Genomic DNA, 23,405 nt, shown 5'->3' with positions numbered 1-23,405 from the left:
CCGCTTACTCACAGTTTTTTCACCAGCGCGAGCCGATCGCTTTAATAACCAGCAAAACCGCAGTGAAAAATGTTCATCCGCTGGCGTAGACGTTAATATAAGCATAGAAAAATGTGTGGCGCGAATCTCGCAGGCTATTTAGAATCGCCCCCCATGAAAACAGAAACGCCATCCGTAAAAATTGTTGCCATCGCCGCTGACGAAGCGGGGCAACGCATTGACAACTTTTTGCGCACCCAACTGAAAGGGGTACCAAAAAGTATGATTTATCGCATCTTGCGTAAAGGCGAGGTGCGGGTGAACAAAAAACGCATCAAACCGGAATACAAGCTGGAAGCGGGCGATGAAGTCCGCATTCCGCCGGTTCGCGTTGCTGAACGCGAAGAAGAGGCCGTGTCGCCGCATTTACAAAAAGTGGCGGCGTTGGCTGACGTCATTTTGTATGAAGACGACCATATTCTGGTGCTGAATAAGCCTTCCGGCACCGCCGTACACGGCGGGAGCGGGTTAAGTTTCGGCGTCATCGAAGGGTTACGGGCGTTGCGTCCGGAAGCGCGATTCCTGGAACTGGTGCATCGTCTCGACCGCGATACCTCCGGCGTGCTGTTGGTGGCGAAAAAACGCTCCGCGCTGCGTTCGCTGCATGAGCAACTGCGCGAGAAGGGAATGCAAAAAGATTATCTGGCGCTGGTGCGCGGTCAGTGGCAATCGCACGTCAAAAGCGTGCAGGCGCCGTTATTAAAGAACATTCTGCAAAGCGGTGAGCGCATTGTTCGCGTGAGCCAGGAAGGCAAACCGTCAGAAACCCGCTTTAAGGTGGAAGAGCGCTATGCGTTCGCCACGCTGGTGCGCTGTAGCCCGGTAACGGGCCGTACGCATCAGATTCGCGTGCATACCCAATATGCCGGTCATCCTATTGCGTTCGACGATCGCTACGGCGATCGGGAATTTGATAAGCAACTGGCGGGTACGGGATTATCGCGTCTGTTTCTTCATGCCGCCGCGCTGAAATTTACCCATCCGGGGACAGGCGACGTATTGCGCATTGAAGCGCCAATGGATGACCAGCTTAAACGGTGTTTACAGGTATTACGTAAGCCTGCCTGACGCGTTTGTAGATACAGCGTTATCCGGTAAGAAAGTGCCTGATGGTGACGCTTACGTGTCTTTATCAGGCCTACAGTGCTACAAACTTCTCCGACTATGCGTTAAGCGGGTTCATCTCTTCCCGTCTGAGCATCTGGCACAGGGCAATAAGCGGCAATCCGATCAGCGTATTCGGATCGCGGCCCTCTAAACGTTCAAATAATGCAATGCCTAAACCTTCGCTTTTAAAACTTCCTGCGCAGTGCAGCGGATGCTCTTTGCGGACATAGTCGTCTATTTCCACTTCGCTTAAATGGCGAAAATGAACGTCAAAAGGCTCCACTTCGGTTTGTAAGTGTCCGGAGGCGGAGTTATACAATGCCAGTCCGGTATAAAACGTCACAATATTTCCGCTGGCTTTGGCTAATTGCTGACGCGCTTTTTCTTCCGTCAGCGGTTTGCCGGTAATTTCACCGTCCAGAACGCAAATTTGATCGGAGCCAATAATCAAATGATTCGGGAAACGCGCGGCGAGCGATTGCGCTTTAGCCTGTGCCAGACGTAACACCAACTGACGCGGCGCTTCGCCCGGCATAGGGGTTTCATCAACGTCCGGCGCGGCGCATTCGAAAGGAATAGTCAGTTTTTCCAGCAGCGCGCGACGCCAGGGAGAGGTAGACGCAAGGATGAGGCGGGGCATATTTTTTCCCTCAGATATAGCGTAATGATGAGAGCCATCTTAAACTATGCTCTTCGGTCTTCAAGCCTGTCATACTGACTCGTCTTGAGCGAAAATAAGTCTATAACCCGCAATGTGTGCGAATTATTGGCAAAAGGCAACCGCAGGCTGCCTTTTTCTTTGACTATATGACGTTACGAAGTTAATATGCGCGCCCTATGCAAAAGGTAAAATTACCCCTGACTCTTGATCCGGTTCGTACCGCTCAAAAACGCCTTGATTACCAGGGTATCTATACCCCCGATCAGGTTGAGCGCGTCGTCGAATCCGTAGTCAGTGTGGACAGTGATGTGGAATGCTCCATGTCGTTCGCTATCGATAACCAGCGTCTCGCCGTTTTAACCGGCGATGCGGTAGTTACGGTGTCGCTCGAATGCCAGCGTTGCGGGAAACCGTTTACCCATCAGGTTCACACAACGTATTGTTTTAGCCCTGTTCGTTCCGACGAGCAGGCTGAAGCACTGCCGGAAGCGTATGAGCCGATTGAGGTAAACGAATTCGGCGAAATCGATCTGCTTGCAATGGTTGAAGATGAAATCATCCTCGCCTTGCCAGTAGTTCCGGTGCATGATTCTGAACACTGTGAAGTGTCCGAGGCGGACATGGTCTTTGGCGAACTGCCTGATGAAGCGCAAAAGCCAAACCCATTTGCCGTATTAGCCAGCTTAAAGCGTAAGTAATAGGTCTTCCCCGCGGACGCAGGGATAAACCGTAATTGAGGAGTAAGGTCCATGGCCGTACAACAGAATAAACCAACCCGTTCCAAACGTGGCATGCGTCGTTCCCATGACGCTCTGACCGCAGTCACCAGCCTGTCTGTAGACAAAACTTCTGGTGAAAAACACCTGCGTCACCACATCACTGCCGACGGTTACTACCGCGGCCGTAAGGTCATCGCTAAGTAATCGCGCGATACTCAATGCCTTTTGCATCACAGGTGCGCCTGTGGTGTAAAAGCCGAAGAGTACAAGCGTGATAAAGCTTAGTGAGGATTTCTCCGCGTAAGCGGAGAAACACCGAACCAGGCAGCGACGATACCTTGACACGTCTAACCCTGGCGTTAGATGTCATGGGGGGCGATTTTGGCCCTTCCGTGACGGTGCCTGCAGCATTGCAGGCACTGAACGCTAATTCGCAGCTCACTCTTCTTTTAGTCGGGAATCCCGATATTATCACGCCATTACTTGCCAAAGCTGACTTTGAACAACGTTCGCGTCTGCAGATTATCCCTGCACAGTCAGTTATTGCCAGTGATGCCCGGCCTTCGCAGGCGATCCGCGCCAGTCGCGGGACATCCATGCGTGTGGCCCTGGAGCTTGTGAAAGAAGGCCGAGCCGAAGCTTGCGTTAGCGCCGGTAATACCGGGGCGCTGATGGGGCTGGCGAAATTATTGCTCAAGCCTCTTGAGGGGATTGAGCGTCCGGCGTTGGTGACGGTATTACCGCATCAGCAAAAGGGCAAAACGGTAGTGCTTGATTTGGGTGCCAACGTCGATTGCGACAGTACCATGCTGGTGCAGTTTGCCGTGATGGGCGCCGTTTTGGCGGAAGAGGTCGTCGGGATCAAAAATCCCCGCGTGGCGCTACTCAATATCGGGGAAGAAGAAACCAAAGGCCTCGACAGTATTCGCGAAGCCTCTTTAATGCTAAAAACAGTCCCAACCATCAACTACATCGGCTACCTTGAGGCGAATGAATTACTGACGGGAAAAACCGATGTACTGGTGTGTGACGGCTTTACAGGCAATGTCACACTTAAAACGATGGAAGGTGTTGTCAGAATGTTCCTTTCACTGCTGAAATCACAGGGCGAGGGGAAAAAACGGTCGTGGTGGCTGCTGTTATTAAAACGTTGGTTACAAAAAAGCCTGACGAGGCGATTCAGTCACCTCAACCCCGACCAGTATAATGGCGCCTGTCTGTTAGGATTGCGTGGCACGGTGATAAAAAGTCATGGTGCAGCCAATCAGCGAGCATTTGCAGTCGCGATTGAACAGGCAGTGCAGGCGGTGCAGCGACAAGTTCCTCAGCGAATTGCCGCTCGCCTGGAATCTGTATACCCAGCCGGATTTGAACCGCTGGACGATGGCAAAGGCGTAAACCTGCGGGCGCACAGATAATAACGCTGTGTTCCCGGCGCCGCCAGCGTGCCAGACGTTTACAGGTAACGGTATATAACCGAAAAGTGACTGAGCGTACATGTATACGAAGATTATTGGTACTGGCAGCTATCTGCCCGAACAAGTGCGGACTAACGCCGATCTGGAAAAAATGGTTGAGACCTCTGACGAGTGGATTGTCACTCGTACAGGTATTCGTGAACGCCATATCGCCGCGCCAAATGAAACTGTCGCGACGATGGGCTTTACCGCTGCGAATCGCGCGCTTGAGATGGCGGGGATCGATAAAGACCAAATTGGCTTGATTGTGGTGGCTACCACATCAGCAACGCATGCATTTCCAAGCGCGGCATGTCAGATTCAAAGTATGCTCGGTATTAAAGGTTGCCCGGCGTTTGATGTCGCGGCAGCGTGCGCAGGTTTCACCTACGCGTTAAGCATTGCCGACCAGTACGTTAAATCCGGCGCGGTTAAACACGCGCTGGTGGTCGGTTCCGATGTATTAGCCCGCACCTGCGATCCTGGCGATCGTGGTACGATCATTATTTTCGGCGATGGCGCAGGCGCGGCCGTACTGAGCGCTTCTGAAGAACCGGGTATCATCTCCACCCATCTTCATGCCGATGGCCGTTACGGTGAATTACTGACCCTGCCGAATGCCGATCGCGTAAATCCGAATAACCCGATTTACCTGACGATGGCGGGCAATGAAGTCTTTAAAGTGGCTGTCACTGAGCTGGCGCATATTGTCGATGAGACGCTGGCGGCCAATAACCTGGATCGTTCAGAACTCGATTGGCTGGTGCCGCATCAGGCTAACCTGCGTATCATTAGCGCGACAGCGAAAAAACTCGGCATGTCGATGGACAATGTTGTCGTCACGCTGGACAGACACGGTAATACCTCCGCGGCTTCTGTCCCGTGCGCACTGGATGAAGCCGTGCGTGACGGGCGAATTAAAGCTGGCCAACTGGTATTGCTTGAAGCCTTCGGGGGGGGATTCACCTGGGGCTCCGCGCTGATTCGTTTTTAGTATAAGGATTTAAACATGACACAATTTGCATTTGTGTTCCCCGGTCAGGGTTCTCAGAGCGTAGGGATGTTGGCCGAAATGGCAGCAAATTACCCTATCGTAGAAGAAACGTTTGCTGAAGCTTCTGCGGCTCTGGGATATGATCTGTGGGCGCTCACCCAGCAAGGTCCGGCGGAAGAACTGAATAAAACCTGGCAGACGCAACCAGCGTTATTGACCGCTTCCGTCGCGCTTTGGCGCGTTTGGCAGCAGCAGGGCGGTAAAATGCCTGCGTTAATGGCAGGGCACAGCCTGGGCGAATATTCCGCGCTGGTTTGTGCTGGCGTCATCAATTTTGCTGATGCCGTTCGGCTGGTGGAAATGCGTGGTAAATTCATGCAGGAAGCGGTTCCGGAAGGCACCGGCGGCATGTCTGCGATCATCGGTCTGGATGATGCTTCTATTGCTAAAGCCTGTGAAGAAGCTGCCGAAGGCCAAGTTGTTTCTCCGGTTAACTTTAACTCGCCGGGGCAGGTGGTTATCGCCGGGCATAAAGAGGCGGTAGAACGTGCGGGCATAGCTTGTAAAGCCGCTGGCGCGAAACGCGCGCTGCCGCTGCCGGTGAGCGTGCCGTCGCACTGCGCTCTGATGAAACCAGCGGCAGAGAAACTGGCGGTTGAATTAGCCAAAATTACCTTTAGCGCGCCAACGGTGTCGGTAGTGAACAACGTTGACGTGAAATGTGAAACCGATGCTGCCGCTATCCGCGATGCGCTGGTTCGCCAGTTGTACAATCCGGTACAGTGGACGAAGAGCGTGGAATTTATCGCGGCGCAGGGCGTTGAACATCTTTATGAAGTGGGTCCAGGTAAAGTCCTCACTGGTCTGACGAAACGTATTGTCGACACCCTGACAGCGTCGGCGCTGAACGAGCCGGCGGCGCTGTCTGCGGCACTTACGCAATAAAAGAGGAAAACCATGAGCTTTGAAGGAAAGATTGCGCTGGTGACTGGTGCAAGTCGTGGCATAGGCCGCGCAATTGCAGAGACTCTCGTTGCCCGCGGCGCGAAAGTTATCGGGACTGCAACCAGTGAAAATGGTGCGAAGAACATTAGCGACTATTTAGGTGCCAACGGGAAAGGTTTGATGTTGAATGTGACCGATCCTGCATCTATTGAATCTGTTCTGGAAAATATTCGCGCAGAATTTGGTGAAGTGGATATCCTGGTTAATAATGCCGGTATCACTCGTGATAATCTGTTGATGCGAATGAAAGATGATGAGTGGAACGATATTATCGAAACCAATTTATCATCCGTTTTCCGTCTGTCAAAAGCGGTAATGCGCGCTATGATGAAAAAGCGTTGTGGTCGCATTATCACTATTGGTTCTGTGGTTGGTACCATGGGAAATGCAGGTCAGGCAAACTACGCTGCGGCGAAAGCGGGTCTGATCGGTTTCAGTAAATCACTGGCGCGCGAAGTTGCGTCCCGTGGTATTACTGTCAATGTTGTGGCTCCGGGTTTTATTGAAACGGACATGACGCGTGCGCTGTCTGACGATCAGCGTGCGGGTATCCTGGCGCAGGTGCCTGCGGGTCGCCTCGGCGGCGCTCAGGAAATCGCCAGTGCGGTTGCATTTTTAGCCTCTGATGAAGCGAGTTACATCACTGGTGAAACTCTGCACGTCAACGGCGGAATGTATATGGTTTAATCACGGGATACACAAAATTATTCTGGTTGAATCAAGGCGGCAAGACCGAGAAGCCCGGGAGCATAGATTACTATGTGACCGGAGTAAGAGGACGCAGCCAACGATGAGTCAGCCTGAAAAAAGACGTGTAGAAAAATATTTGCGTTATTAGGGTGAATGGCCGCAAAATAACGTAAAATCGTGGTAAGACCTGCCGGGATTTAGTTGCAAATTTTTCAACATTTTATACACTACGAAAACCATCGCGAAAGCGAGTTTTGATAGGAAATTTAAGAGTATGAGCACTATCGAAGAACGCGTTAAGAAAATTATCGGCGAACAGCTGGGCGTTAAGCAGGAAGAAGTTACCAACAATGCTTCTTTCGTTGAAGACCTGGGCGCAGATTCTCTTGACACCGTTGAGCTGGTAATGGCTCTGGAAGAAGAGTTTGATACTGAGATTCCGGACGAAGAAGCTGAGAAAATCACCACCGTTCAGGCTGCCATTGATTACATCAACGGCCACCAGGCGTAAGTGAACATCTCCAGGCGGTCGTTCGACCGCCTGAGTTTTATCTTTTTGTCCCACTAGAATCATTTTCCCTCCCTGGAGGACAACCGTGTCTAAGCGTCGTGTAGTTGTGACCGGACTGGGCATGTTGTCTCCTGTCGGCAATACCGTAGAGTCTACCTGGAAAGCTCTCCTTGCCGGTCAGAGTGGCATCAGCCTGATCGACCATTTCGATACTAGCGCCTATGCAACGAAATTTGCTGGCTTAGTAAAGGATTTTAACTGTGATGACATTATCTCGCGTAAAGAACAGCGCAAGATGGATGCCTTCATTCAATATGGAATTGTCGCTGGCGTTCAGGCCATGCAGGATTCTGGCCTTGAAGTGACGGAAGAGAACGCAAGCCGTATTGGCGCCGCTATCGGCTCCGGCATCGGTGGTCTCGGTCTGATTGAAGAAAACCACAGTTCGCTGGTAAAAGGCGGACCGCGTAAGATCAGCCCGTTCTTCGTCCCGTCGACGATTGTTAACATGGTAGCAGGCCATCTGACTATCATGTATGGCCTGCGTGGGCCAAGCATCTCTATTGCAACTGCCTGTACTTCAGGCGTGCATAACATTGGTCATGCCGCGCGTATCATCGCCTATGGCGATGCGGACGCGATGGTGGCGGGTGGCGCTGAAAAAGCCAGTACGCCGCTGGGTGTAGGCGGTTTTGGCGCGGCGCGCGCACTGTCTACCCGCAACGATAATCCACAGGCGGCCAGCCGCCCGTGGGATAAAGAGCGCGATGGTTTTGTACTGGGCGACGGTGCCGGTATGTTGGTGCTTGAAGAGTACGAACATGCAAAAGCGCGTGGTGCGAAAATCTATGCCGAAATCGTCGGCTTTGGTATGAGCAGCGATGCTTACCATATGACGTCGCCGCCGGAAGATGGCGCAGGCGCTGCGCTGGCGATGGTTAACGCGTTACGTGATGCTGCTATTGAGCCTGCTCAGATTGGCTACGTCAACGCGCACGGCACGTCGACGCCAGCGGGCGATAAAGCCGAGGCGCAGGCGGTTAAGTCGGTCTTTGGCGATGCCGCAAGCCGAGTGATGGTGAGTTCGACCAAATCGATGACCGGCCATCTGTTGGGCGCCGCAGGCGCAGTAGAGTCTATTTTCTCTGTTCTGGCGCTGCGCGATCGGGCCATTCCGCCGACCATTAACCTGGATAACCCGGATGAAGGTTGCGATTTGGACTTCGTGCCGCACGAAGCGCGACAGGTAAGAAAACTGGAGTACGCTCTGTGTAACTCCTTTGGCTTTGGCGGTACTAACGGTTCCTTGATCTTTAAAAAGATCTAAGTAATGCCAGAGGCAGACATTACTGAAAAGGTCCGCTTAGCGGGCCTTTTTTATTAGGCATGTCACCCCTTGTTCTGTGTTATTCATCCTGCCACACTAGCAGGCTACGGATAAGGAGCCACTATGTTTTTAATTAATGGCCATGAGCAGGATAAGCTTGCTGTAAGCGACCGGGCGACGCAGTTCGGCGACGGCAGCTTTACGACCGCACGTATTGTTGACGGCAACATTTGTCATCTGGAAGCGCATCTCCAACGTTTGCAGATTGCCTGTGAAAAATTACGAATCTCTTTTAGCCATTGGGCGACCCTGCGGCAAGAAATGACGATGTTGGCCGTAGGGCATGATTCAGGCGTGTTGAAAGTGATCATTAGTCGTGGTAGCGGTGGCAGGGGATACAGCGCCATGAATTGTCAGGCAGCTACCCGGATCCTCTCCGTTTCTGCTTATCCCGCTTATTATTCTCAGTGGCGCAAGCAAGGCATTGCTCTTACGCTTAGCCCTGTCCCCCTTGGGCGTAACCCCTATCTTGCCGGATTAAAACATCTGAACCGCCTGGAACAGGTGTTAATTCGCTCTCATCTTGAGCGGACGGACGCCGATGAGGCGCTGGTTCTTGACAGCGAGGGATGGGTTACGGAATGCTGTGCGGCTAATTTGTTCTGGCGTACAGGCGACATTGTTTCTACGCCGCGTCTGGATCAGGCAGGGGTGAACGGTATTATGCGGCAATTTTGTTTGCGCAAACTGACGCAGTCCCCTTTCCAGATCCTCGAAGTACAGGCGAGAGAGGAGGCGGTCAGGCAGGCGGATGAGGTCATCATCTGCAACGCGCTAATGCCGATTATTCCCATACGCGCCTATGACGGCGCGTCGTATTCTTCGCGAACACTGTTTCAATTTTTAGCCCCATTTTGTGAGCATCCGAATTAGTTATGAAAAAATTGTCAGGCGTTTTCCTTCTGCTGTTGGTTGTGCTGGGTATTGCCGCAGGCGTGGGGATGTGGAAGGTTCGCCATCTGGCGAACAGCACGTTACTTATTAAAGACGAGACTATCTTTACGCTCAAGGCGGGAACGGGACGGCTGGCGCTTGGCGACCAGCTTTATGATGAAAAAATCATTAATCGCCCTCGGGTATTGCAGTGGCTGCTGCGTGTTGAGCCTGAGTTATCGCACTTTAAAGCGGGAACCTACCGTTTTACGCCGGGTATGACCGTACGGGAGATGCTTGAGCTGCTGGAGAGCGGAAAAGAGGCGCAATTCCCGTTGCGGTTTGTGGAAGGGATGCGTCTTAGCGACTACCTCAAACAGTTACGAGAAGCGCCGTATATCCGCCATACGTTGCCGGATGATGATTACGCCACCGTCGCTCAGGCATTAAAGCTTGCGCACCCGGAATGGGTGGAGGGATGGTTCTGGCCCGATACCTGGATGTACACCGCCAACACCAGCGATGTCGCTATTCTCAAGCGAGCGCACCAAAAGATGGTGAAGGCTGTCGATACTGTCTGGAAAGGCCGGGCCGAGGGGCTGCCTTATAAAGATCAGAACCAACTGGTGACAATGGCCTCGATTATTGAAAAAGAGACGGCTGTCCCGGGAGAACGCGATCAAGTCGCGTCAGTCTTTATTAATCGTCTGAGAATCGGTATGCGTCTTCAGACCGATCCCACCGTGATTTACGGGATGGGGGCGAGTTATAATGGTAAATTGTCGCGTGCGGATCTGGAAAAGCCGACGACTTATAACACGTATACCATAACCGGGCTGCCGCTAGGACCGATTGCATCGCCCAGCGAAGCGTCATTGCAAGCGGCGGCGCATCCGGCGAAAACGCCGTATCTCTATTTTGTCGCCGACGGTAAAGGCGGCCACACGTTTAACACCAATCTTGCCAGCCATAATCGGTCAGTGCAGGAGTACCTGAAAGTGCTTAAGGAAAAAAATGGGCAGTAATTATATCGTCATCGAGGGCCTGGAAGGCGCCGGAAAAACCACTGCGCGCGACGTGGTGGTGGAGACCCTTGAGCAACTGGGTATTCGCAATATGATTTTTACCCGCGAACCGGGCGGTACGCAGCTTGCCGAAAAACTAAGAAGTCTGGTGCTGGATATCCGATCGGTAGGTGACGAAGTGATTACCGATAAAGCGGAAGTGCTGATGTTTTACGCTGCTCGCGTACAGCTCGTCGAAACGGTAATCAAACCCGCGCTGGCGCAAGGCGTATGGGTGATCGGCGATCGCCACGATCTTTCGACCCAGGCGTATCAGGGAGGAGGGCGCGGCATCGATCAAACCATGCTGGCGACGCTACGCGATGCCGTGCTGGGCGATTTTCGTCCTGACCTGACGCTGTATCTGGATGTCACGCCGGAAGTCGGGCTAAAACGCGCCAGAGCGCGCGGCGATTTGGATCGCATTGAGCAGGAATCTTTTGATTTTTTTAAACGGACCCGCGCGCGCTATCTGGAACTGGCGGCGCAAGACTCGCGTATCCGCACGATTGACGCGACCCAGCCGCTGGATGCCGTCATGCGCGACATTCGCGCCACGGTGACGAAGTGGGTGCAGGAGCAAGCGGCATGAAATGGTATCCATGGTTACGGCCCGCCTATGAAAAACTGGTAGAAAGTTACCAGGCGGGGCGTGGGCACCATGCGCTACTGATTCAAGCCTTAGCTGGCATGGGAGACGAGGCGCTGAGTTATGCGCTGAGCCGTTATCTGTTATGCCAGCAGCCTGAGGGCCACAAAAGCTGTGGGCATTGCCGTGGCTGTCAGCTTATGCAGGCTGGCACGCATCCGGACTATTACACGCTGACGCCGGATAAAGGAAAAAGCAGCCTCGGCGTAGATGCGGTACGCGAGGTTAGCGAGAAATTGTACGAGCACTCCCGTCTGGGCGGCGCGAAGGTGGTGTGGATTGCGGATGCGGCGTTATTAACCGACGCCGCCGCCAATGCGTTGCTAAAAACGCTGGAAGAGCCGCCGGAGCAAACCTGGTTTTTCCTTGCCAGCCCGGAGCCGGCTCGTCTGTTGGCGACATTACGTAGCCGCTGTCGGCTGCATCATCTGGCACCGCCGTCCGAATCTTATGCGATGTCATGGTTGTCACGAGAAGTGACATCGTCACAAGAAGCATTACTCGCGGCGTTGCGCCTGAGCGCGGGGTCGCCCGGCGCCGCGCTGGCGCTGTTGCAGTCTGAACGCTGGGCGCAGCGTGAGGCGCTGTGTCAGGCGTTAATGGACAGTTTGCATACGGGCGACTGGTATGCGTTATTAACGGCGCTCAATCATGAGCAAGCCCCGGCGCGCCTGCACTGGCTGGCTACGCTGCTGGTAGACGCGCTTAAACGTCAGCACGGCGCGTCGTATCTGGCCAATGTTGATACGGACGCGGTTGTTGCCGCGCTGGCGGGGCTGCTATCCCCGGCGCGTATTCAGGCAATCCTGAACGATGTTTGCCATTGTCGTGAACAATTACTTCATGTGACCGGATTAAACCGCGAACTGGTATTAACCGATCTCATTCTCCGCATCGAGCATTACCTGCAACCAGGCGCCCTGTTGCCTGTTCCTCATCTTTGAGAGAGACATCATGTTTTTAGTCGACTCACACTGCCATCTTGATGGCCTGGATTATCAATCTTTGCATAAGGACGTGGACGATGTGCTGGCGAAAGCCGCCGCGCGCGATGTGAAGTTCTGTTTAGCGGTGGCGACGACGCTGCCGGGGTATCGCCATATGCGCGAGCTGGTGGGCAAGCGCGATAACGTAGTTTTTTCCTGCGGCGTGCATCCGTTAAATCAGGATGAAGCGTATGACGTAGAAGCGCTGCGCCTCCTTGCCGCAGAAGACGATGTGGTGGCGATGGGTGAGACCGGGCTTGATTACTTTTACACGCCTGAGACCAAAGTACGCCAGCAGGCGTCTTTTATTCATCATATCCAGATTGGTCGTGAATTGAAAAAACCGGTGATTGTGCATACTCGCGACGCGCGTGCCGATACGCTGGCTATCCTGCGCGAAGAAAAGGTGACGGATTGCGGCGGCGTACTACACTGTTTTACAGAAGACAGAGAAACGGCCGGCAAATTGCTGGATCTGGGATTTTATATCTCTTTTTCCGGCATCGTAACGTTCCGTAATGCCGAACAACTGCGTGATGCGGCGCGTTATGTGCCGCTGGATCGTTTATTAGTAGAGACCGATTCTCCTTATCTGGCTCCGGTGCCGCATCGCGGTAAAGAGAACCAGCCTGCGATGGTACGCGACGTCGCAGAATATATGGCGGTATTGAAAGGGGTTGCCGTTGAAGAACTGGCGCAGATCACCACCGATAACTTTGCTCGCTTGTTCCATATCGACGCGTCTCGCCTGTCATCTATCCGTTAAACGAGTTTTTTTAAAGCTCGTAATTAATAAGCAATACGCGTAAAGTTCACCGCCACAAAATGGGCGGTGAACGAGCTTATAGAAACATTCAGAAACCTATTTTGTCAGAATGTGATACTTTTTAGGCTATCTGGCGCTGAAACGTGATAGCCGTCAAACAAAATCAGACGTATTTATTTTACTCTGTGTAATAAATAAAAGGGCACTTAGATGTCCTGTCCACGGCGGGGTTCTCCCCCCTCGCCAATGCGTGAGAACGTAGAAAAGCACAAATACTCAGGAGCACTCTCAATTATGTTTAAGAATGCATTTGCTAACCTGCAAAAGGTCGGTAAATCGCTGATGCTGCCGGTATCCGTACTCCCTATCGCAGGTATCCTGCTGGGTGTCGGTTCCGCTAACTTCAGCTGGCTGCCAGCCGTTGTATCGCACGTTATGGCGGAAGCGGGCGGATCTGTTTTTGCCAATATGCCGCTGATTTTTGCTATCGGCGTGGCATTAGGCTTCACCAACAACGACGGCGTTTCGGCTCTGGCTGCGGTAGTGGCGTATGGCATCATGGTGAAAACCATGGCTGTGGTTGCGCCGCTGGTTCTGCATTTACCTGCTGAAGAGATCGCCGCAAAACACCTTGCTGATACGGGTGTGCTTGGCGGTATTATCTCCGGTGCGATCGCAGCGTATATGTTTAACCGCTTCTACCGTATCAAACTGCCTGAGTATCTGGGCTTCTTTGCGGGTAAGCGCTTCGTGCCGATCATTTCGGGTCTGGCCGCTATTTTTACCGGTGTAGTGCTGTCTTTCGTATGGCCGCCAATCGGTACAGCTATCCAGGCGTTCTCGCAGTGGGCGGCTTACCAGAATCCGGTTGTGGCGTTTGGTATTTACGGTTTCATCGAGCGCTGTCTGGTGCCGTTTGGTCTGCACCATATCTGGAACGTTCCTTTCCAGATGCAGATCGGTGAGTACACTAACGCAGCGGGTCAGGTATTCCACGGCGACATTCCGCGCTATATGGCGGGTGACCCGACGGCGGGTATGCTATCCGGCGGTTTCCTGTTCAAAATGTACGGTCTGCCGGCGGCGGCCATTGCCATCTGGCACTCTGCTAAACCGGAAAACCGCGCGAAAGTGGGCGGTATCATGATTTCCGCCGCGCTGACCTCGTTTTTGACCGGTATCACCGAGCCTATCGAGTTCTCCTTCATGTTCGTGGCGCCGATCCTGTACATTATTCACGCGATTCTGGCAGGTCTGGCATTCCCGATCTGTATTCTGCTGGGGATGCGTGACGGTACCTCATTCTCCCATGGTCTGATCGACTTTATCGTGCTGTCCGGCAACAGCAGCAAATTGTGGCTGTTCCCGATTGTTGGTGCCGGTTATGCGATTGTGTACTACACCGTGTTCCGCGTGCTGATTAAAGCGTTGGATCTGAAAACGCCGGGTCGTGAAGACTCCACTGATGATGCAAAAGCGGGCGCGACCAGCGAAATGGCACCAGCTCTGGTGGCGGCGTTTGGCGGTAAAGAGAACATTACCAACCTGGATGCCTGTATCACGCGTCTGCGCGTGAGCGTGGCCGATGTAGCGAAAGTGGATCAGGCTGGCCTGAAGAAACTGGGCGCGGCGGGCGTTGTGGTCGCAGGTTCCGGCGTTCAGGCTATTTTCGGTACGAAATCCGATAACCTGAAAACGGAAATGGATGAGTACATCCGTAACAGCTAAGCAGTAATGATGTTGGGGAGAACTAAGGCAGCCATTCGGCTGCCTTTTTTAATGGCGTTTTACATTGCCTGATGGCGCTGCGTTTATCAGGCCTACAGGGGGAGACCGGATAAGGCATTTATGTCGCCATCCGGCAGTCTGTCAGAACTGATAATTGGCGGTGAGGCTCACGTTACGCGGCGCGCCGTAAACAATGGAACCATCAATATTGGTGTCGTAGGTTTTATCGAACAGGTTGTTAATGTTTCCCTGTACGGAGAAATTTTTCGTCACCTGATAGCGGGTAAACAGATCGACCAGCGCATAGCTGCCCTGTTCGGCGCGGAAAGTGCCATACGGCGTAGTGGTTTCTTTGTAAACCCGATTCTGCCAGTTCACGCCGCCGCCGACGGTCAGTTCCGGCATCACCGGCAGACGATAGCGGGTGAATAACTTCACGCTGGTGCGCGGCAAATTAGGGTTCACGGCGTTACCTTCGTTGTCCTCGGCTATATAACGGGTGGCCCCAAAAGTCATCTGCCAGTTATCGGTGATTGCGCCGTTCACTTCAAATTCGACGCCTTTGCTCACCGTTCCGTCAGTAGGTTTCCAGGCGAACTCCCCGTTACTGCCAGGAATGGGAATAGTGGTCGCCTGAGCGACATTATCCTGCTCAATGCGGAACACAGACAACGTAGTGGTGAGACGACTGTTCATCCAGTCGGATTTCAGTCCCGCTTCATAGTTGTTACCGGTAATCGGAGCCAGATATTGGCCCGCTTTGTCGCGTTTATTCTGCGGCTGAAAGATAGAGGTATAACTGGCATAAGCGGACCAGTTGTCGTTGATATCATAAATCAGCCCGGCATACGGCGTGGTATGGTTTTTCTCCATGCTGTAGGTCAGAGTATCAACACGCCAGTTGGTATAGCGAGCGCCAAGAATCAGATGCAGCGGGTCGGTCAGTGAAATGCGCGTGGCGGCATACAGCGATTTCATATGCGTGGTATCGTCCTGCGCCAGATTTTGTGGCGCCCAGTTGGTTTGCGGGAAATTACCATTAAAGGCGCTGAAGTTGCCAATGTCGTCCGGGAAGACGTTCGCCCAGGCGCTGAAATAGCGGTTATTTTGCTTACTATAACTCCCGCCAAACATCATGTTGTGCTGACGGTCAAACAGCTCATAAGCGCCATCGGCAAAGAGATCTATGGCATCTACTTTGCGCTTGCCGCTGTTCCAGCCAGTACCGCCGACCACGGGGTAGCTTGCGCCGTAAGGACTCGCCAGAGCGCCTGTCTCTTTATCCACTAAGGCATCAATATACATCATCTTACTGTCGAACTTGACCTCGGTATGGGTCGCATTCAGGGTCGCCTGCCAGCTTTCGGCAAAACGCTGCTTAAGCGTGACGAAGAATTTATTAATCTCTTTGTTATTATAAGCCCAGTCCGGGGCGGTACTGCGCGCGCGGTCATAGCTGATTTTGCTGCCATCGGTGTTCCAGCGCGGCAGACCGCCCCAGGTTGGACTGTTGACATCAATTTTTTGATATTCATAACCGGCTGAAAGGCCAGTGGTTGCCCCCAGATCGGCATCGACAATTCCGGAAAAGAACGTTTTCTCACTGTTATAGCGGTCCAGCCAGGAATCATTATTCTGATAACCCGCCACGATGCGCCCACGGACGTTGCCGTCTGGGGTGAGCGGACTTTGCAAATCCATGACGTAACGCTGCTTATTCCAGCTACCGTATTCTGTTGAGATGTTACCTTTGAATTCCCGACTGGTGGCATGTTTACGGATCATATTGATCGAAGCGGAGGGATTACCGGTTCCGGTCATCAGCCCATTCGCTCCGCGAACCACCTCCACGCGCTCATACAGCGCGGTATCCGTTAGCGCATCGCCAAGATTCCAGCGGGACTCAAAATACGTTGGAATACCGTCAACCATATAGTTATCAATTTCAAACCCGCGGGAGTAATAGCTGATGCGATCGGAGTCGGCCTGGCTTCCGCTGATCCCCAGCGTATTGGTCATTACCTCGCCCAGGGTCTGCAACTGCTGGTCTTCCATTCGTTGCTGGCTGACAATACTGACCGACTGTGGAATATCGCGTTGTGTCATCGGCATTTTGGTGCCCGCTGCGGTCGTTTTCACGCTGTAATCCTGTTCTTCGCGGTTTACGGCATCAATGGTCGTCGCGCCCTCGACAATAACAGTATCCTCAGCCGCGAAGGCGGCAGGCATAAACGCCATCGCAATACCCATGGCTAACAACGATGGTGCGGCGGTAGACTGAATGTGTTTATCCCGGCGGTATTGAGTGAAAGACATCTGAAAATCCTTGCTTGTTATTGGAGTAAGTTCAGGACGTAAAACGTTGAACCTTTTCATTCTTTGTCAATTAATGCGCATAAAAATGCAAATGAGAAATATACGCATTTGTATTAAGTGTGTAAAACGGTATAAACCGTGAAACTGAAAATATTTTTTAAGCGTACGAAGGCGTCATGGCAGGGGGATATGGCGGCAAGTCCGGCATGTAGGCATTTTTCGCTTAATAAATCGTGGGTTAAAGTTGAAAGAGCGTCGGTAACTCGCTCATACTCTATACTCGCAGTATGGCTCGGCGTAGCATGTGCGCCGCAAGGGCTATTATGAAAAAGGAAAACGTCGTGGCAGAAGAAACTATATTCAGCAAAATTATTCGTCGTGAAATCCCTTCGGATATCGTTTATCAGGACGATCTGGTCACCGCATTTCGCGATATTTCACCGCAGGCGCCTACGCATATTCTGATTATTCCTAATATCCTGATCCCAACCGTCAATGACGCGACGGCGGAACATGAACAGGCGTTAGGTCGGATGATCACCGTGGCGGCGAAAATCGCCGAACAGGAAGGCATTGCCGAAGATGGGTATCGTTTAATCATGAATACCAACCGTCATGGGGGCCAGGAGGTCTATCATATCCATATGCATCTGCTGGGCGGTCGCCCGCTTGGTCCGATGCTAGCGCATAAAGGCTTGTAAGTATGATCAAAGGATGCATCGCGGTTTCTCTGGGCTTGCTGCTGCTTACCGGCTGCCGGTCACACCCTGAAATTCCGGTAAGCGACGCGCAGTCGCTGGTGATGGAGTCCACGGTTCTGGCGGCGGGCGTCACCGCCGAGCAGCCTGAACTGACGGCGTCTGATATCCACCCATCAGCCTCTTCACGCGTCTATAACGAAAGGCAAGAGCCCATTACCGTTCATTATCGGTTCTACTGGTATGACGCACGGGGGCTGGAGATGCATCCGCTGGAGGCGCCGCGTAGCGTAACCATACCCGCGCGTTCGTCGGTAACGCTATTTGGCAGCGCCAATTATCTGGGGGCGCACAAGGTCAGGCTTTATCTTTATTTGTGAGGAGTGAACTTTGATGACAAAAATGCATCGCTACGCCGCAATCGCAGCGCTGGCGATATTTCTCTCCGGGTGTATGGCGCAACGCGAGCCTGCGCCAGTTGAAGAGGTCAAACCAGCGCCAGAACAACCTGCACAGCCGCCGCAGCCTCCTGTTGTGCCGTCTGTACCGACGATTCCCCAGCAACCGGGGCCGATCGAACATGAAGATCAAACGGGCCAGCCAGCGCCTAAGGTGCGCCACTATGACTGGAACGGCGCGATGCAACCGCTGGTCAGCAAAATGTTGCAGGCTGATGGCGTGACGGCCGGAAGCGTATTGCTTGTCGACAGCGTGAATAACCGAACGAATGGGTCGTTAAATGCGAACGAGGCAACCGAAACATTACGTCATGCGCTGGCTAACAATGGTAAATTTACGCTGGTCTCCGTACAGCAACTCTCGATGGCAAAACAGCAGTTAGGGTTGTCTCCGCAGGATAGTCTGGGAACACGCAGTAAAGCGATCGGTATCGCGCGCAATGTCGGGGCGCAATATGTGCTCTACTCCAGCGCATCCGGTAATGTTAACGCGCCTGCATTACAGATGCAGTTAATGCTGGTGCAAACTGGCGAGATAATCTGGTCAGGTAAAGGTGCGGTCCAACAACAATAATTCCTTAACGCGCGACGAGATCCTGTCGCGCTATTTTCCACAGTATCGTCCCGTCGCCGCCGTATCGCAGGGGCTAAGCGGCGGGAGCTGTATTATTGCCCACGATACGCATCGTATCGTCTTGCGCCGTCATCACGATCCTGACGCTCCACAAGCCCATTTTTTACGTCATTACCGCGCCTTATCCCGGTTGCCAGTCAGTCTTGCGCCGCGAGCGCTTTTTTATACGTCAGGCTGGATGGCGGTAGAATATCTGCATGGCGCGGTAAATTCCGCTCTGCCGGATGCCGACGAGCTGGCGGCCTTACTGTATCATTTGCATCAACAGCCGCGTTTTGGCTGGCGTATCGCGCTATCGCCACTGCTGGCGCAGTACTGGGTGTGTTGCGATCCGGCGAGGCGTACACCGTTTTGGTTGCGGCGGCTCAAACAGTTGCAAAAAAACGGTGAACCCCGCCCGCTGCGGCTTGCGCCTGTGCATATGGATGTCCATGGCGACAATATAGTATTAACGCCCGCCGGACTGAGACTGATTGACTGGGAGTATGCCGGCGACGGCGATATTGCGCTGGAGCTGGCGGCGGTATGGGTTGAGGATGAACGGCAGCACCGACAACTGGCAAACGCTTATGCCGCGCGCGCGCGAATCGACGCGCGGCAGCTATGGCGGCAGATACGGTTATGGCAACCCTGGGTTATTATGCTGAAAGCAGGATGGTTCGAATACCGTTGGCGGCAAACCGGCGAGCAACAATTTATCAGGCTGGCCGATGAAACCTGGCGCCAGCTACGTATGAAAGGATGAGGAGAGCAGTGTGGGCCCAGTAATGTTGGATGTCGAAGGATTTGAGCTGGATGCGGAAGAGCGTGAGATACTGGCGCATCCGCGGGTTGGTGGGCTTATTCTGTTCACGCGTAATTACCATGACCCGGAACAGTTGCGCGAATTAGTGCGCCAGATTCGGGCGGCATCGCGTAACCATCTGGTGGTGGCCGTCGATCAGGAAGGCGGTCGCGTACAGCGTTTCCGCGAAGAATTTACCAGCCTGCCTGCGGCGCAATCTTTTTTTGCGCTACATGGGCTGGAAGAGGGGGGACGACTGGCGCAGGAGGCGGGGTGGTTGATGGCCAGCGAAATGATCGCGATGGATATTGATATCAGTTTTGCGCCAGTGCTGGACGTCGGGCATATCAGCGCGGCGATTGGCGAGCGCTCCTATCATGCCGATCCCGCAAAAGCGTTGGCAATGGCGACGCGCTTTATTGACGGCATGCATGATGCCGGGATGAAAACGACCGGTAAACATTTCCCCGGTCACGGCGCGGTCACGGCGGACTCCCACAAAGAGACGCCGTGCGATCCACGTTCTGAAACGGATATTCGCGGCAAAGATATGTCGGTGTTCCGCACGCTGATTAGCGAGAATAAGCTGGATGCGATTATGCCTGCCCACGTGATCTACCGCGCTGTCGATCCGCGTCCGGCAAGCGGTTCGCCGCACTGGCTGAAAACGGTGCTGCGTCAGGAGTTGGGCTTTGACGGCGTCATTTTCTCCGACGATCTGTCTATGGAGGGCGCGGCGATTATGGGCAGCTATGCTGAGCGCGCTCAGGCGTCGCTGGATGCGGGTTGCGATATGATTCTGGTCTGCAATAATCGTAAAGGCGCAGTCAGCGTGCTGGATAATCTGTCGCCGATCAAAGCAGAACGTGTTACACGTTTGTATCATAAAGGTTCATTTTCACGCCGGGAGCTCATGGACTCAGCGCGCTGGAAAACAGCCAGCGCCCAGCTCAACCAGTTACATGAACGCTGGCAGGAAGAAAAAGCAGGTCATTAACTCGAGTTTTCGTGAGGGTGCCAGATGATTATTTATTTACACGGTTTTGATTCAAATAGTCCGGGCAACCATGAGAAAGTGTTGCAATTACAGTTTATCGACCCGGATGTCCGGCTGGTAAGCTACAGTACGCGGCATCCTAAGCACGATATGCAGCATCTGCTGAAAGAAGTGGACAAAATGTTGCAGTTGAATGTGGACGATCGCCCTTTAATCTGTGGCGTGGGGCTGGGCGGTTACTGGGCGGAGCGGATTGGCTTTTTGTGCGATATCCGTCAGGTGGTCTTTAACCCGAACCTTTTCCCCTATGAAAACATGGAGGGGAAAATCGATCGCCCGGAAGAATATGCGGACATCGCCACAAAGTGCGTGACTAACTTTCGCGAAAAAAATCGCGATCGTTGTCTGGTGATCCTCTCGCGCCATGACGAAGCGCTGGACAGCCAACGATCATCGCAAGCGCTTCACCAGTATTATGAAATTGTGTGGGATGAGGAACAGACTCACAAATTTAAAAATATTTCGCCGCATTTGCAACGTATCAAAGCGTTTAAAACGCTGGGGTAACGCCATCCGGCATTATCGATAACGGGATAACCAGCCTTATGGCTGGTTTTTTTATGCTCAATTCTCGCAGGTTGTCTATCTTTTCAGCATGAAAACTTGATGCACATCAATTTTGGTATGACCAATGCACCGTTCATGCTATTCTCATATCAGAAGCCAATGTCCAATAACGTAACTTGTTGTTAATTAAAGGCTAAGGTAATAACTTTTAATTAACAATTGGTTAATAAATTTAAGGGGGTCACGTTGACTACACCATTAAAAAGGATCGTGATTGTCGGTGGCGGCGCTGGCGGGCTGGAAATGGCGACGCAGTTAGGCCATAAACTGGGGCGCAAGAAAAAAGCGAAAATCACGCTGGTAGACAGAAATCACAGCCACCTGTGGAAACCACTGCTGCACGAAGTGGCGACTGGCTCTCTGGACGAAGGCGTGGATGCGCTGAGCTATCTGGCTCATGCGCGTAATCATGGTTTCCAGTTCCAACTGGGGTCGGTGATGGATATTGATCGGCAAGCAAAAACCATCACCATTGCCGAGTTGCGTGATGAAAAGGGCGAACTGCTGGTGCCGGAGCGCAAAATCGCGTATGACACGCTGGTGATGGCGCTGGGCAGTACCTCTAATGATTTCAACACGCCGGGCGTGAAAGAGCACTGTATCTTCCTCGATAACCCGCATCAGGCGCGCCGTTTTCACCAGGAGATGCTGAACCTGTTCCTCAAATATTCGGCTAATCTGGGAGCGAACGGTAAGGTCAATATCGCCATCGTTGGCGGCGGTGCGACGGGGGTTGAGCTGTCGGCTGAACTGCATAATGCGGTAAAACAGCTACATAGCTATGGTTATAAGGGGCTGACCAACGACGCGCTGAACGTGACGTTGGTTGAGGCTGGCGAGCGTATTCTGCCTGCGTTGCCGCCGCGTATCTCCAGCGCTGCGCATAATGAACTGACCAAACTGGGCGTTCGCGTGCTGACTCAAACTATGGTCACCAGCGCCGACGAAGGCGGTCTGCATACTAAAGAAGGCGAGTATATTCAGGCCGATCTGATGGTGTGGGCGGCGGGTATCAAAGCGCCAGATTTTATGAAAGAGATTGGCGGTCTGGAAACTAACCGCATTAACCAACTGGTGGTGGAACCGACGCTGCAAACCACGCGCGATCCTGATATTTATGCGATTGGCGACTGTGCTTCCTGCGCACGTCCGGAGGGAGGCTTTGTACCGCCTCGCGCTCAGGCGGCGCATCAGATGGCTACCTGCGCGATGAATAACATTCTGGCGCAGATGAATGGCAAGCCGCTGAAATCCTATCAGTATAAAGATCATGGATCGTTGGTCTCGCTGTCCAACTTCTCTACCGTTGGTAGTCTGATGGGGAACCTGACCCGCGGTTCAATGATGATTGAAGGACGTATCGCCCGCTTCGTGTATATCTCGTTATACCGTATGCACCAGATAGCATTGCATGGATACTTTAAAACCGGCCTGATGATGCTGGTGGGAAGTATTAACCGCGTCATTCGTCCGCGCCTGAAACTGCACTAATTTCTCTGCGGCTCACCGGTTGTTCGCACCGGTGAGCGCTTCTCCGTATCTTTCTTCGGAGTTGTCCGAATCCTTCAGATTTACCGTCTCATCCCACACTTTTCATCCTCATTCCGATTGGCTTTGTTCGCATACTGGTTGCAAAATTGTTACCAATAGCAACGAAGGAGGAACTCCCGTGAATAAATCAATGTTGGCGGGTATAGGGATTGGCGTAGCGGCTGCGCTGGGCGTGGCGGCAGTAGCCAGTCTCAACGTATTTGATCGTGGTCCGCAATATGCGCAGGTGATATCGGCTAAACCGATTAAAGAGACGGTAAAAACGCCGCGTCAGGAGTGCCGTAATGTCACCGTCACGCATCGCAGACCGGTCCAGGACGAAAACCGTATCGCCGGCTCAGTGCTTGGCGCAGTAGCAGGCGGCGTGATTGGACATCAATTTGGCGGCGGTCGTGGTAAAGATGTGGCGACGGTCGTCGGGGCGCTGGGCGGCGGTTATGCTGGCAACCAAATCCAGGGATCAATGCAGGAAAGTGATACTTACACTACCACGCAGCAACGCTGTAAGACGGTGTATGACAAATCTGAAAAGATGCTTGGCTACGACGTGACGTACAAAATTGGCGATCAGCAGGGCAAAATCCGCATGGATAAAGACCCCGGAACGCAAATTCCCCTCGACGGCAATGGCCAACTGGTTCTGAATAACAAAGCATAAAAAAGCTGTACTCTGCAAGTTAGCCCCTCATTCGCTCAGGCTGAGG

Annotated in this window: 25 protein-coding genes; 23 read left to right on the top strand and 2 right to left on the bottom strand. The window is 53.0% G+C overall.

The genetic code is table 11. The features are described 5' to 3' along the window. The first annotated feature begins 153 nt into the window (after positions 1-153). Positions 154-1,107 (top strand): 23S rRNA pseudouridine(955/2504/2580) synthase RluC, encoded by a 954-nt coding sequence (gene rluC, locus AC3G3F_RS19395; protein WP_023248229.1) that lies wholly within the window; start codon positions 154-156, stop codon positions 1,105-1,107. A gap of 94 nt (positions 1,108-1,201) precedes the next feature. Here the strand turns inward: rluC and AC3G3F_RS19390 are convergent, their stop codons facing one another. After that, the gene (locus tag AC3G3F_RS19390; protein WP_023248230.1) at positions 1,202-1,786 is read right to left on the bottom strand and encodes a Maf family protein; all 585 of its coding nucleotides are present in this window, start codon (positions 1,784-1,786) and stop codon (positions 1,202-1,204) included. A 197-nt stretch (positions 1,787-1,983) separates the two neighbouring features. On the opposite strand from AC3G3F_RS19390, the gene yceD reads away from it, so the two are divergent. From yceD to ptsG, 14 genes are all read left to right on the top strand, one after another. Then, positions 1,984-2,505, top strand: coding sequence for a 23S rRNA accumulation protein YceD (gene yceD, locus AC3G3F_RS19385; protein ID WP_023248231.1), 522 nt, complete (start codon positions 1,984-1,986; stop codon positions 2,503-2,505). A 51-nt stretch (positions 2,506-2,556) separates the two neighbouring features. Next, positions 2,557-2,730, top strand: coding sequence for a 50S ribosomal protein L32 (gene rpmF / locus AC3G3F_RS19380; RefSeq protein ID WP_000290727.1), 174 nt, complete (start codon positions 2,557-2,559; stop codon positions 2,728-2,730). 134 nt (positions 2,731-2,864) lie between these two features. Continuing rightward, positions 2,865-3,944, top strand: a complete 1,080-nt coding sequence (gene plsX / locus AC3G3F_RS19375; protein WP_001518286.1) for a phosphate acyltransferase PlsX — start codon at positions 2,865-2,867, stop codon at positions 3,942-3,944. Positions 3,945-4,023: 79 nt separating this feature from the next. Beyond that, positions 4,024-4,977 carry a beta-ketoacyl-ACP synthase III gene (fabH, locus tag AC3G3F_RS19370; protein ID WP_023248232.1) on the top strand — a complete coding sequence of 318 codons (954 nt, stop codon included), beginning with the start codon at positions 4,024-4,026 and terminating at the stop codon, positions 4,975-4,977. Between the two features lie 15 nt (positions 4,978-4,992). Further along, entirely contained in the window at positions 4,993-5,922 is a 930-nt protein-coding gene (gene fabD / locus AC3G3F_RS19365) for an ACP S-malonyltransferase (protein WP_053529971.1), read from the top strand. Between the two features lie 12 nt (positions 5,923-5,934). Then, positions 5,935-6,669, top strand: coding sequence for a 3-oxoacyl-ACP reductase FabG (gene fabG / locus AC3G3F_RS19360; RefSeq protein ID WP_000007236.1), 735 nt, complete (start codon positions 5,935-5,937; stop codon positions 6,667-6,669). A gap of 277 nt (positions 6,670-6,946) precedes the next feature. After that, entirely contained in the window at positions 6,947-7,183 is a 237-nt protein-coding gene (gene acpP / locus AC3G3F_RS19355; protein WP_000103754.1) for an acyl carrier protein, read from the top strand. 85 nt (positions 7,184-7,268) lie between these two features. Continuing rightward, a complete protein-coding gene (fabF, locus tag AC3G3F_RS19350) occupies positions 7,269-8,510 on the top strand; it encodes a beta-ketoacyl-ACP synthase II (protein WP_023248234.1) in 1,242 nt (413 codons plus the stop codon). A gap of 123 nt (positions 8,511-8,633) precedes the next feature. Continuing rightward, entirely contained in the window at positions 8,634-9,443 is an 810-nt protein-coding gene (pabC, locus tag AC3G3F_RS19345) for an aminodeoxychorismate lyase (RefSeq protein ID WP_023248235.1), read from the top strand. A 2-nt stretch (positions 9,444-9,445) separates the two neighbouring features. Further along, the gene (gene yceG / locus AC3G3F_RS19340; RefSeq protein WP_488395581.1) at positions 9,446-10,468 is read left to right on the top strand and encodes a cell division protein YceG; all 1,023 of its coding nucleotides are present in this window, start codon (positions 9,446-9,448) and stop codon (positions 10,466-10,468) included. Next, a complete protein-coding gene (gene tmk, locus AC3G3F_RS19335) occupies positions 10,458-11,099 on the top strand; it encodes a dTMP kinase (RefSeq protein WP_063390353.1) in 642 nt (213 codons plus the stop codon). Before yceG ends, tmk begins: the two co-directional genes overlap by 11 nt. Beyond that, positions 11,096-12,100, top strand: a complete 1,005-nt coding sequence (gene holB, locus AC3G3F_RS19330; RefSeq protein WP_023248237.1) for a DNA polymerase III subunit delta' — start codon at positions 11,096-11,098, stop codon at positions 12,098-12,100. The genes tmk and holB overlap by 4 nt, the downstream gene beginning before the upstream one ends. 10 nt (positions 12,101-12,110) lie before the next feature. Next, a complete protein-coding gene (locus AC3G3F_RS19325) occupies positions 12,111-12,908 on the top strand; it encodes a metal-dependent hydrolase (RefSeq protein WP_023248238.1) in 798 nt (265 codons plus the stop codon). A gap of 294 nt (positions 12,909-13,202) precedes the next feature. Then, the gene (gene ptsG / locus AC3G3F_RS19320) at positions 13,203-14,636 is read left to right on the top strand and encodes a PTS glucose transporter subunit IIBC (RefSeq protein ID WP_023184882.1); all 1,434 of its coding nucleotides are present in this window, start codon (positions 13,203-13,205) and stop codon (positions 14,634-14,636) included. 141 nt (positions 14,637-14,777) lie between these two features. Here the strand turns inward: ptsG and fhuE are convergent, their stop codons facing one another. Further along, a complete protein-coding gene (fhuE, locus tag AC3G3F_RS19315; protein ID WP_121767744.1) occupies positions 14,778-16,952 on the bottom strand; it encodes a ferric-rhodotorulic acid/ferric-coprogen receptor FhuE in 2,175 nt (724 codons plus the stop codon). Positions 16,953-17,293: 341 nt separating this feature from the next. On the opposite strand from fhuE, the gene hinT reads away from it, so the two are divergent. From hinT to AC3G3F_RS19275, 8 genes are all read left to right on the top strand, one after another. Next, entirely contained in the window at positions 17,294-17,653 is a 360-nt protein-coding gene (hinT, locus tag AC3G3F_RS19310) for a purine nucleoside phosphoramidase (RefSeq protein WP_023248240.1), read from the top strand. A gap of 2 nt (positions 17,654-17,655) precedes the next feature. Continuing rightward, on the top strand, positions 17,656-18,030 hold the full coding sequence (locus tag AC3G3F_RS19305) for a YcfL family putative periplasmic lipoprotein (protein WP_023248241.1): 375 nt from the start codon (positions 17,656-17,658) through the stop codon (positions 18,028-18,030). Positions 18,031-18,043: 13 nt separating this feature from the next. Then, the gene (gene lpoB / locus AC3G3F_RS19300; RefSeq protein ID WP_023248242.1) at positions 18,044-18,682 is read left to right on the top strand and encodes a penicillin-binding protein activator LpoB; all 639 of its coding nucleotides are present in this window, start codon (positions 18,044-18,046) and stop codon (positions 18,680-18,682) included. Continuing rightward, positions 18,663-19,487 (top strand): thiamine kinase, encoded by an 825-nt coding sequence (gene thiK / locus AC3G3F_RS19295; RefSeq protein WP_053529966.1) that lies wholly within the window; start codon positions 18,663-18,665, stop codon positions 19,485-19,487. The genes lpoB and thiK overlap by 20 nt, the downstream gene beginning before the upstream one ends. Before the next feature lie 10 nt (positions 19,488-19,497). Then, entirely contained in the window at positions 19,498-20,523 is a 1,026-nt protein-coding gene (gene nagZ, locus AC3G3F_RS19290; RefSeq protein WP_154714550.1) for a beta-N-acetylhexosaminidase, read from the top strand. Between the two features lie 24 nt (positions 20,524-20,547). Beyond that, positions 20,548-21,090, top strand: coding sequence for an alpha/beta hydrolase YcfP (ycfP, locus tag AC3G3F_RS19285; RefSeq protein ID WP_023248245.1), 543 nt, complete (start codon positions 20,548-20,550; stop codon positions 21,088-21,090). Between the two features lie 246 nt (positions 21,091-21,336). After that, a complete protein-coding gene (gene ndh, locus AC3G3F_RS19280) occupies positions 21,337-22,641 on the top strand; it encodes an NADH-quinone dehydrogenase (RefSeq protein WP_023248246.1) in 1,305 nt (434 codons plus the stop codon). 178 nt (positions 22,642-22,819) lie between these two features. Then, entirely contained in the window at positions 22,820-23,359 is a 540-nt protein-coding gene (locus AC3G3F_RS19275; RefSeq protein ID WP_001043449.1) for a glycine zipper 2TM domain-containing protein, read from the top strand. Positions 23,360-23,405: the final 46 nt, after the last annotated feature.

Source organism: Salmonella sp. FC25216, from assembly GCF_057751355.1.
This window is presented reverse-complemented; position numbering and strand designations above follow the sequence as displayed.